The sequence below is a fragment of the Kitasatospora sp. NPDC057198 genome (assembly GCF_042670125.1).
Classification (GTDB): Bacteria; Actinomycetota; Actinomycetes; order Streptomycetales; family Streptomycetaceae; genus Kitasatospora.
The window spans coordinates 1-10,485 of the sequence record NZ_JBHUWH010000279.1 but is presented as its reverse complement, the minus strand read 5'-3'; the positions used below and the strand labels follow the sequence as shown (position 1 = coordinate 10,485).

At 73.4% G+C, this 10,485-nt stretch carries 11 protein-coding genes; 10 read left to right on the top strand and 1 reads right to left on the bottom strand.

Going from position 1 to position 10,485, the window contains the following annotated elements; all coding sequences use genetic code 11:
• Positions 1 to 50 precede the first annotated feature (50 nt).
• The 3 genes from mltG (ACFUEL_RS26475) to ACFUEL_RS26465 all read left to right on the top strand — a co-directional run bounded on the left by mltG (ACFUEL_RS26475) (position 51) and on the right by ACFUEL_RS26465 (position 4,052).
• On the top strand, positions 51 to 1,238 hold the full coding sequence (mltG, locus tag ACFUEL_RS26475; protein ID WP_380239267.1) for an endolytic transglycosylase MltG: 1,188 nt from the start codon (positions 51 to 53) through the stop codon (positions 1,236 to 1,238).
• Positions 1,239 to 1,357: 119 nt separating this feature from the next.
• A complete protein-coding gene (gene mltG, locus ACFUEL_RS26470) occupies positions 1,358 to 3,145 on the top strand; it encodes an endolytic transglycosylase MltG (protein ID WP_380239266.1) in 1,788 nt (595 codons plus the stop codon).
• 94 nt (positions 3,146 to 3,239) lie between these two features.
• On the top strand, positions 3,240 to 4,052 hold the full coding sequence (locus ACFUEL_RS26465; RefSeq protein WP_380239265.1) for an ABC transporter ATP-binding protein: 813 nt from the start codon (positions 3,240 to 3,242) through the stop codon (positions 4,050 to 4,052).
• 82 nt (positions 4,053 to 4,134) lie between these two features.
• Here ACFUEL_RS26465 and ACFUEL_RS26460 read toward each other — a convergent pair whose 3' ends face one another.
• Entirely contained in the window at positions 4,135 to 4,539 is a 405-nt protein-coding gene (locus ACFUEL_RS26460) for a peptidoglycan-binding protein (RefSeq protein WP_380239264.1), read from the bottom strand.
• A gap of 196 nt (positions 4,540 to 4,735) precedes the next feature.
• Between ACFUEL_RS26460 and ACFUEL_RS26455 the strand changes: the two genes are divergently transcribed.
• The 7 genes from ACFUEL_RS26455 to ACFUEL_RS26425 all read left to right on the top strand — a co-directional run bounded on the left by ACFUEL_RS26455 (position 4,736) and on the right by ACFUEL_RS26425 (position 10,358).
• Positions 4,736 to 5,212 (top strand): GNAT family N-acetyltransferase, encoded by a 477-nt coding sequence (locus tag ACFUEL_RS26455; protein WP_380239263.1) that lies wholly within the window; start codon positions 4,736 to 4,738, stop codon positions 5,210 to 5,212.
• Positions 5,209 to 6,036: a shikimate dehydrogenase gene (locus tag ACFUEL_RS26450; protein ID WP_380239262.1), complete on the top strand. Its 828-nt coding sequence runs from the start codon at positions 5,209 to 5,211 to the stop codon at positions 6,034 to 6,036. Before ACFUEL_RS26455 ends, ACFUEL_RS26450 begins: the two co-directional genes overlap by 4 nt.
• A gap of 170 nt (positions 6,037 to 6,206) precedes the next feature.
• A complete protein-coding gene (gene aroC / locus ACFUEL_RS26445) occupies positions 6,207 to 7,391 on the top strand; it encodes a chorismate synthase (protein ID WP_380239261.1) in 1,185 nt (394 codons plus the stop codon).
• Complete coding sequence (locus ACFUEL_RS26440) at positions 7,388 to 7,918, top strand: shikimate kinase (RefSeq protein ID WP_380239260.1); 531 nt, start codon at positions 7,388 to 7,390, stop codon at positions 7,916 to 7,918. Before aroC ends, ACFUEL_RS26440 begins: the two co-directional genes overlap by 4 nt.
• Positions 7,911 to 9,005, top strand: a complete 1,095-nt coding sequence (gene aroB / locus ACFUEL_RS26435) for a 3-dehydroquinate synthase (RefSeq protein WP_380239259.1) — start codon at positions 7,911 to 7,913, stop codon at positions 9,003 to 9,005. Before ACFUEL_RS26440 ends, aroB begins: the two co-directional genes overlap by 8 nt.
• Complete coding sequence (gene aroQ, locus ACFUEL_RS26430) at positions 9,002 to 9,445, top strand: type II 3-dehydroquinate dehydratase (protein ID WP_380239258.1); 444 nt, start codon at positions 9,002 to 9,004, stop codon at positions 9,443 to 9,445. The genes aroB and aroQ overlap by 4 nt, the downstream gene beginning before the upstream one ends.
• 73 nt (positions 9,446 to 9,518) lie before the next feature.
• Positions 9,519 to 10,358 (top strand): AAA family ATPase, encoded by an 840-nt coding sequence (locus ACFUEL_RS26425; protein ID WP_380239257.1) that lies wholly within the window; start codon positions 9,519 to 9,521, stop codon positions 10,356 to 10,358.
• The last annotated feature ends 127 nt before the right edge of the window (positions 10,359 to 10,485 follow it).

Sequence of the window (10,485 nt, the reverse complement as noted above, 5' to 3'; positions counted from 1 at the left end):
CGCGCGTCCGCACGGACCCTCTCTCCTTGCCCGCCGCCGGAAGGGCCCCCGTGACCGACCCGTACACCGCGCCCGGACTCACCCCCGGCCACCTCGGCGCCCCCGTGATCGAGCCCGAGGGCGCCCCGCCCGGCCTGCCGTACGGCGTCGAACCGCCCGACCCGGAGCAGCTGCGCACCCGCGCCGCGTGCTGCCTGAGCGTGGCCGGGCTGCTGGGCGTGGCGATGGCGCTGGCGCTCACGGTGTTCGTGCTCTGGCCCGAGGGCAAGCAGCCCGCCCCCGACTTCGCGGGCGGCGGCAGCGGGCAGGTCCAGGTGTCGGTGACGCAGGGCGCCAGCCTCACCCAGATCGGCAAGACCCTGACCGCCAAGCACGTGGTCGCCTCCACCCGGGCGTTCACCGAGGCCGCCGCCAAGAGCCCGGCGGGCAACAACATCCACCCCGGCACGTACACCCTCAAGGAGCGGATGTCGGCGGTCTCGGCGCTCAACGTGCTGCTCGACCCGTCCAACGCCAACGCGCTGACCGTCCCCGAGGGCTGGCGCTCCACCCAGGTGTTCGCCGCGATCGACTCCCGGCTCGGGCTGAAGCCCGGCACCGCCAGGACCACCGCCGAGCAGCACCTCGGCGAGCTGGGCCTGCCCGCCGACGCCTCCGGCCACCTGGAGGGCTACCTCTACCCGGCCACCTACCCCGTCACCGGCGACAGCACCGCCCTGAGCCTGCTCCAGGACATGGTCAAGGAGGCCGACGGCAACCTCGACGGCCCCTCCGTCGCCGACGCCGCCACCGCCAACGGCGTCACCCCGTACGGCCTGCTGGCCGTCGCCAGCCTCGCCCAGGCCGAGGCCGACAACCCCGAGGACATGGCCAAGGTCGCCCGGGTCGTCTACAACCGGCTCGCCAAGAAAATGCCGCTGCAACTCGACTCCACCATCAACTACGCGCTCGGCCGCTCCACCCTCACCACCACCCACGACGACACCAGGCTTGACTCCCCGTTCAACACCTACGCCCACCCCGGCCTGCCGCCCACCCCCATCGGCAACCCCGGCCGGGACGCGCTGCGCGCCGCGATCCACCCCGCCGACGGCGACTGGCTGTACTTCGTCACCGTCCAGCCCGGTGACACCCGCTTCACCGACAGCGAGGAGCAGCAGCGCAAGAACGTCGACGAGTTCAACGCCTACCGGGCCCGGAACTCCTCGGCCCAGCCCTCCGCGTCCCCGTCCCCGTGAACGGTGAACCACCCTCGGTCGGGCCATTTGGCTACGCTGCGGTACGGTAACGTCTCCCACCACGTGCTGCGCATAGCACGCCGGTTCGACGGGCACCCGGGATGCGGCAAAGGGGATCGATGACTGATCAGAGCGGGCGCTACGGCTCCCAGGGCGACCAGCCGTGGTACCCGGGGGAGCAGCACCAGCCCCAGGATCCGTACGGGCAGCAGCAGTTCGTGCAGCAGCAGGGTTACCCGCAGCAGCAGGTGCCGCAGGGCGGTTCGTACGGCGGGCAGCAGCAGTTCGTGCAGCAGGGTTATCAGCAGCAGCAGCAGCAGCAGCAGCCGCAGGGCTACCCGCAGCAGCAGGTGCCGCAGGACGGTTCGTACGGCGGGCAGCAGCAGTTCGTGCAGCAGCAGGGTTACCCGCAGCAGCCGCAGCAGGGCTACCCGCAGCAGGGCGGCTCGTACGGCGGGCAGCAGCAGTTCGTCCAGCAGCAGCCCCTCCAGCAGCAGGTGCAGCAGCAGCCGCAGCCGCAGCCGGTGCAGCAGCAGCCGCAGCCGGTGCAGCAGCAGGTGCAGCAGCAGCGCCCCGCTCCGCGCCCGGAGCCGGTGGGCGGCCCGGGGCCGGACGGCATCGACTGGGAGGCGGAGGCCGCCGCGCTCGACGGCCCCCCGTCGTCCGGGCACCGGGCCGCCGAGCCCGAGTACGACCGGGCGGACGGGCGCGAGGACTGGGCCGAGGACGAGTACCTCGACGAGGAGGAGGACGGGGACGGCTCGTTCTTCTCCGAGCAGGACAACTCCCGCGAGGCCGAGCGCAAGCGCAAGGAGAAGGGCAAGAAGTCGGGCCGCCGCAACCGCGGCGCCTGCCTGGTGGTCGCCCTGGTGCTGCTCGGCGGCATGGGCGGCGCCGGCTGGTGGGGCTACGGCTTCTACCAGGACAACTTCGGCCCGCCGCCGGACTTCAAGGGCGACGGCACCACCTCGGTCAACATCACCGTCAAGGAGGGCGCCCTCGGCGGGACGATCGGCAAGATGCTGCTGGACGCGGGCGTGGTCAAGAGCGTCAAGGCGTTCACCAACGCCTACGAGAAGGACTCCCGGGGCCGCGCCATCCAGCCCGGCACCTACACCCTGCGGCACCAGATGTCCGCGGAGGCCGCCCTCACCCAGCTGGTGGAGGCCAACGGCGGGAACGTGCTGATCATCCCGGAGGGCCTGCGGGCCTCCGAGGTCTACAAGCGGATCGACGGGAAGCTCAAGCTCCAGGCGGGCAGCACCGCCCAGGCCGCCAAGGACCAGGCGGGCTCGCTCGGGCTGCCCGCCGAGGCGAACGGCAACCCCGAGGGCTACCTCTGGCCGACCCGCTACTCGGTCGCCGAGGGCATGAAGCCCGAGGAACTGCTCAAGCAGATGGTGTCCAACGCCCTCCAGAAGTACGGCGAGCTCAAGCTGGACGAGTCGGCGCAGAAGCTCGGCCTGAAGAACGGGTACGAGGTGGTGACCGAGGCCAGCATCCTGCAGGCCGAGGGCAACAACTCCGAGGACTTCGGCAAGATGGCGCGGGCCATGTACAACCGTCTGACCACCAACGTCACCGGGCACAAGCTCGGAGTGGACACGACCCTGCAGTACGAGCTGGGCCGGACCAAGCTGACCACCCAGGAGATCGACGACAGGTCGCACAAGTACAACTCGTACCTCAACCCCGGCCTGCCGCCGACCCCGATCGGCAACCCCGGTGACGAGGCGCTCCGTGCCGTTCTCAACCCGACGCCGGGCGACTGGGCGTACTGGCTGGCCGTCTCGCCGACGGAGACCAAGTTCGCGGTGACGGATGCCGAGCACGCCAAGAACACCCAGGACTGGTGCATCTCCCGCGGGATGAAGTACAACGCCAAGCAGGTCGCCTGCGAGTCCTGACCGCGTGCCGCCCACCGGGGCCCCGCAACCAGGGGTGTCCGGTGGGCGGAACGGCTTTGCGGGGCGGGTGGGGGGTGCGAGTAGCGTGATGCGGATGGAGATCTTGCAGAACCCGGATCCCGCGCTGCTGGAGGCCGCGCACGTCGACGTGGTGCGGGGCGGGCAGTACCTGCTGCGGGACGTCTCGCTGACCGTCCGGGCCGGGGAGCACTGGGCGGTGCTCGGCGCGAACGGCGCGGGCAAGAGCACCCTGCTGTCGCTGCTCGGCGCGGTCGAGCACCCCACCGCCGGCACCGTGAAGGTGCTGGGGCGGCAGCTCGGCCGGGTCGACGTCCGCGAGCTGCGGGCCCACCTCGGGCATGTCAACCCGCGGCACCCGCTGCGCTCCCCGCTGAGTGTGCGGCAGGTCGTGCTGACCGGCGCCACGCAGACCATCGAGCCCGACCTGTGGCACAAGCCGACGGCCGAACAGCTCGACCACGCCGAGGAGTTGATCGAGACCCTGGGCATCGCGCACCGCGCCGAGCACGCCTGGACTACGCTCTCCCAGGGCGAGCGCGGCCGGGTCCTGATCGCCCGCGCGCTGATGCCCGCGCCCCGGCTGCTGCTGCTCGACGAACCCGCCACCGGGCTCGACCTCACCGCCCGCGAACAGCTCCTGGAGAGCCTGGACGAACTGCGCGCCCGCTACCCCGAGGTGGCGTCCGTCCTGGTCACCCACCACCTGGAGGAGCTCCCCGAGACCACCAGCCACGCCCTGCTGCTGCGCGACGGCCTGACCACCGCGGCCGGCCCGGCCGCCGAGGTGCTGACCACCGAGCTGGTCTCCGAGTGCTTCCGGCACCCGATCCGGATCTCCCACAGCGAGGGCCGCTGGTCCGCCCGCACCCGCCGGGAGCGCGCGTGACCCGGACGCTGCGTCCCGGCACCGGCGCCGGCCCCGAACCGCTGGTCGGGACCGGGGCGGTGGCGGTGTGCCCGGCTGCGGATCAGTAGATCCGGCAGGGGGAGTCCCCGACGTTGATGCTGCCCTTGATGAACTGCATGTGGTTGCGGGTGTTGGGTCCGTACACCCCGTCCGCGCTCACTCCGATCTGCCGCTGAACGGTGATGAGCGCGGACTTGGTGGCCGGGCCGAAGACTCCGTCACTGGTGATGTTCTGGCCGTAACAGACGCTCAGGGTGTTCTGCAGTACTTCGACGGCCCTGCTCTGGTTGCCCTGGCCCAGCAGACAGTCGGTCGAGTAGGAACCGGTGGCGGGCACGATCACCCCCACGTCCAGCGTGGACGTGGTGCACGAGGCGGTGGCGGCCTGCGCGGTGCCGGTGCCGATGCCGAACAGGCCGGCGGCGAGGGCTACTGTGGCGAGTGAAGCGGGGACTATGCGGCGCATGAAGGTCTCCTACAGGACTCTGAAGCGGTCGGTGCGACCGGGGCATCATTGTGTTGCCTGTGTGGCTGGTGGGGCAGTGCTCCGTGTTCGAAGTGGCCTGATTGCGGCCCGGAGTGACTTGATCCACTTCATATCCGGCGATGCCGCGCGCGAAGACCGACGCGAGCGCACCGCCAAGTCGAGAAGGGCCGGACGCGTGACCGCACTCCCCGCCTGGGCGCTGCGCCCCGCCACCGCCGCCGACCTGGAGGCACTGGTCGAGCTGCGGGCCGAGGCGATGCGCCCCGACCTGGAGCGGCTCGGCCGCTACGACGGGCACCGGGTCCGGCAGCGGATGCGCGACGGGTACCGGCCCGAGCACACCTCGGTCATCGAGGCCCCCGGCCCGGTCGGCTGCCTGGCGCTCGCCCCCGACGAGCGGCCCGGCACCCTGCTGCTGGAGCACTTCTACCTCCGCCCGGCGCTGCACGGCCGCGGCCTGGGCACCGCCGTGCTGCGCGCGGCGCTGGAACGGGCCGACGCCGCGGGCCTGGCCGTCCGGCTGAACGTGCTGAGCGGCAGCCCCGCCCGGCGGCTGTACGAGCGGCACGGCTTCGCGCTCGAGTCCGAGGACCCGGTCGACGTCTTCCTGCACCGCCCCGCCCGTCCCCTCCCCGGAAAGGCCGTTTCGTGACCACCCCGCACCGGGCCGCCGTGCTCGGCTCGCCGATCGCCCACTCGCTCTCCCCGGCCCTGCACAACGCCGGGTACGCCGCGCTCGGGCTCACCCACTGGCAGTACGGCCGGCACGAGGTCGACGAATCGACCCTGGCGGACTTCGTCGCCGGGCTCGACCCCGCCGAGTGGGCCGGCCTGTCGCTGACCATGCCGCTCAAGCGGGCGATCCGCCCGCTGCTGGACACTGTCAGCGACACCGCCCGCGCGGTGGACGCCGTCAACACCGTGGTGTTCGACCGCGACGGGCGGCGGCACGGCGACAACACCGACGTCCCCGGGCTGGTCAACGCGCTGCGCGAACGCGGCGTCGAACGGGTCGACTCGGCCGCGGTGCTGGGCGCCGGGGCCACCGCCTCCTCCGCGCTGGCCGCGCTGGCCCAGGTCTGCGACGGCGAGGTGACCGCGTACGTGCGCAGCGCCGGGCGGGCCGCCGAGATGCGGGAGCTCGGGGAGCGCCTCGGAGTGGTGGTGCGCACCGCCGACTGGGCGGACGGCGCGCGGGCGCTGGAGGGGCCGCTGACCGTCTCCACCACGCCGGTCGGGGCCACCGACGGCTTCGCGGCGCAGCTGACGGCCGCGCCGGGCGTCCTGTTCGACGTGCTGTACCACCCGTGGCCGACCGCGCTGGCCGCGGCCTGCCTGGAGCGCGGCGGCACCGTGCTGGGCGGGCTCGACCTGCTGGTGCACCAGGCGGTGCTGCAGTTCGAGCGGTTCACCGGCGTGCCGCGCGGCCCGCTGGCCGCGATGCGGGCGGCGGGGGAGGCGGCGCTCGCGGAGTGAGGCCGCCGTCCACCTGCTGGGGCCCGCTGTCCGCCACGCGGACCGTGGCCCCGGTGACCTGCGGGACGTGAAAGGATCGGAGCCGCCCCGTCGCGTTCCCGCGGCCGGGCAGGACGAGACGCCGGGCCGGCCGCCGTTCACGGCGCGGGCCGCTGACGAAGGAGCTTTCGGTGGGTAGCTTGCGCTGGCTCACGGCGGGGGAGTCGCACGGCCCCGCTCTGGTCGCGACGCTGGAGGGCCTGCCGGCCGGGGTGCCGGTCACCACCGCCATGGTGGCCGACGCGCTGGCCCGCCGGCGGCTCGGGTACGGTCGCGGCGCGCGGATGAAGTTCGAGCGGGACGAGGTGACCTTCCTCGGCGGCGTCCGGCACGGCGAGACCATGGGCTCCCCGGTGGCGATCATGGTCGGCAACACCGAGTGGCCGAAGTGGGAGCAGGTCATGTCGGCCGACCCGGTCGACCCCGAGGTGCTGGCCGGCCTGGCCCGCAACGAGGCGCTCACCCGCCCCCGCCCCGGCCACGCCGACCTGGCGGGCATGCAGAAGTACTCGATCGACGAGGCCCGGCCGATCCTGGAGCGCGCCAGCGCCCGGGAGACCGCGGCCCGGGTCGCGCTCGGCGCGGTCGCCCGCTCCTACCTCAAGGAGACCTGCGGCATCGAGATCGTCAGCCACGTCGTGGAGCTGGCCGCCGCCAAGGCCCCGGCCGGGGTGCTGCCGCTGCCCGCCGACGAGGCCCGCCTCGACGAGGACCCGGTGCGCTGCCTGGACGCCGACGCGTCCGAGGCGATGGTCGCCGAGATCGACCAGGCCCACAAGGACGGCGACACCCTCGGCGGCGTGGTCGAGGTGCTGGCCTACGGCGTGCCGGTCGGCCTCGGCTCGCACGTGCACTGGGACCGCCGGCTGGACGCCCGGCTGGCCGCCGCGCTGATGGGCATCCAGGCGATCAAGGGCGTCGAGGTCGGCGACGGCTTCGAGCTGGCCCGCGTCCCCGGCTCGCAGGCGCACGACGAGATCGTGCCGACCCCGGACGGCGTCAAGCGCACCTCCGGCCGCTCCGGCGGCACCGAGGGCGGCCTGTCCACCGGCGAACTGCTGCGGGTGCGGGCCGCGATGAAGCCGATCGCGACCGTCCCGCGCGCCCTGCGGACCGTCGACACCCGCACCGGCGAGGAGGCCAAGGCGCACCACCAGCGCTCCGACGTGTGCGCCGTCCCGGCGGCCGGCATCGTCGCCGAGGCGATGGTGGCGCTCGTCCTGGCGGACGCGGTGGCGGAGAAGTTCGGCGGCGACAACGTCTCCGAGACCCGCCGCAACGTGCAGTCGTACCTCGACAACCTGATCGTCCGATGAGCGCACCGGCCACGCCCGCGGTGGTGCTGGTCGGCCCGCCCGGCAGCGGCAAGTCCACCGTCGGGCGGGTCCTCGCCGAACGCCTCGGCCTGCCGTTCCGGGACACCGACGCCGACATCGAGCAGGCCGCCGGCAAGCCCATCCCGGAGATCTTCGTCGACGAGGGCGAGCCGCACTTCCGGCAGCTGGAACGGGAGGCCGTCCGGGCCGCCGTCACCGGCTTCCCGGGCGTGCTGGCGCTCGGCGGCGGCGCCGTGATGGCCGGGGAGACCCGCGCGCTGCTCGCCCCGCTGCCCGTGGTCTTCCTGGAGGTGGCGCTCGGCGACGCGGTCAAGCGGGTCGGCCTGGACGCCCCCCGCCCGCTGCTCGCCGTCAACCCCCGGGCCCGCTGGCGCGAGCTGATGGAGGCCCGCCGCCCGCTCTACCTGGAGGTCGCCACCGCCGTGGTCGACACCGAGGGCCGCACGCCCGAGCAGGTCGCCGACGCCGTACTCGAAGCACTGGAGTTGAAGAACCCCCATGTCTGACGCCGACGTTGTCAGGATCCAGGTCGCGGGCAGCGACGGCCACGCCCCCTACGAGGTGCTGATCGGCCACCAGTTGCTCGGCGAGCTCGCCCCGCTGATCGGCCCCAAGGCCAAGCGGGTCGCCGTCATCCACCCGGAGGCCCTGGAGGCCACCGGCGAGGCGATCCGCGAGGACCTCGCCGCGCAGGGCTACGAGGCCATCGCGCTCCAGGTGCCGAACGCCGAGGACGCCAAGAGCGCCGAGGTCGCCGCGTACTGCTGGTCGGTGCTCGGCCAGACCGGCTTCACCCGCAGCGACGTGGTCGTCGGCCTCGGCGGCGGCTCCACCACCGACCTGGCGGGCTTCGTCGCCGCCACCTGGCTGCGCGGGGTGCGCTGGATCTCGGTGCCCACCACGCTGCTCGGCATGGTCGACGCGGCCGTCGGCGGCAAGACCGGCATCAACATCGCCGAGGGCAAGAACATGGTCGGCGCCTTCCACCCGCCCGCGGGCGTGCTGGCCGACCTCGGCACCCTGGAGACCCTCGGCAAGCACGACTACGTCTCCGGCCTGGCCGAGGTGATCAAGGCCGGCTTCATCGCCGACCCGGTCATCCTCGACCTGGTCGAGGCCGACCCGGAGGCCGCCACCAGCCCGGCCGGGCCGCACACCCTGGAACTGATCCGGCGGGCCATCCAGGTCAAGGCCGACGTGGTCTCCGGGGACCTCAAGGAGTCCGGCCGCCGCGAGATCCTCAACTACGGCCACACCCTGGGCCACGCCATCGAGCGCAACGAGCGCTACAAGTGGCGGCACGGCGCGGCGATCTCCATCGGCATGGTCTTCGCCGCCGAACTCGGCCGCCTCGCCGGGCGGTTGGACGACGCCACGGCCGACCGGCACCGCACCGTGCTGGCCTCCGTCGGCCTGCCGCTCACCTACCGGGCGGACGCCTGGCCGAAGCTGCTCGACGCCATGAAGATCGACAAGAAGTCGCGCGGCGACCTGCTGCGCTTCGTCGTCCTGGACGGCCTGGCCAAGACCTCCATCCTGGAGGGCCCCGACCCGTCCGTGCTGGTCGCCGCCTACGGGGAGGTCTCCGGATGAGCACGCCCGTCCTGGTGCTGAACGGCCCCAACCTGGGCCGCCTCGGCTCCCGCGAACCCGACGTGTACGGCTCCACCTCGTACGCGGGGCTGGTGGCGCGGTGCGCCGAACTGGGCGCCGAACTCGGTTTCGACGTCGAGGTGCGGGAGACCAACTCCGAGGCGGAGATGGTCGGTTGGCTGCACCAGGCGGCGGACGCCAAGACCCCCGTGGTGATCAACCCCGGCGCCTTCACGCACTACTCGTACGCCATGCGCGACGCCGCCGCCCAGCGCACCGCGCCGCTCATCGAGGTGCACATCTCCAACCCGTACGCCCGCGAGACCTTCCGGCACACCTCGGTCATCGCCGCCGTCGCCTCCGGCACCATCGCCGGCTTCGGCCTCGGTTCGTACGAACTCGCCCTGCGCGCCCTCGCCGAGCAGCTGACCAGCCGCTGAGCGCACCCCGGCCCGGTGGCGGACTTGTGCCCGCCACCGGGCCCACGTGTACATTCGGCGCAGGGAGGTGACGGTGAGCCAGTACGCGCAGAACCAGCACGCGGGGGGCCAGGTGCCGCCCCGGCCGGCCGCTGCCCCGCTTCCGGCGCATCCGGCGGGCCATCAGCCGCCCTACCCCGGCACCACCCAGGCGCTCCCCGCCCTGGGCCCCACCGCACCCCGGCCGGACCGGCCGACCGTACCGCTCAAGGCCGTCGCCCCGATAGCCCCCGGCGGCACCGGCCACTTCCTGCTCCCCTCCGGAGCCGCCGTGCAACTGCCCGCCCCGCCCCCGCACCAGCCCGCGCTCCCCGCCCCGGCTCCGACCGGCCCGATCGCCGTCCTGCTGATCGGCGCGGCCGGCGCCGGCAAGACCACCGTCGCCCGCTACTGGGCCGAGCGCCGCCCCACCCCCACCGCGCACATCAGCCTCGACGACGTCCGCGAGTGGGTCCAGTCCGGCTTCGCCAACCCGCAGTCCGGCTGGAACACCGACTCCGAGGCCCAGTACCGCCTCGCCCGCCGCACCTGCGGCTTCGCCTGCCGCAACTACCTCGCCAACGGCATCTCCTGCATCATCGACGACGCCGTCTTCCCCGACCGCCCCGCGATCGGCCTCGGCGGCTGGAAGCGCCACATCGGCCCCGGCATGATCCCCGTCGTCCTCCTCCCCGGCCTCGACCGCGTCCTCGCCCGCAACGCCGAACGCTCCGGCAACCGGCGCCTCTCCGACGACGAAGTCGCCCGCATCCACGGCCGGATGGCCGGCTGGCGCACCTCCGGCCTCCCGATCATCGACAACTCCAACCTCAGCGTGCCGGAGACGGCGGCGGCGCTGGACCACGCGATCCTGAGCCGGTTGCAGGCGCGCTGAGGTTCCGCTTCGCGGCGAGGGGGTTGGGGTGGGGGAGGCGGCGGCGGTGCTCGGCCGTGTGCTGCTGAGCCGGTTGCAGGCACGCCGAGGTTCCGCTGTGCGGCAAGGGGGCGGTGCTGGGCCGTGC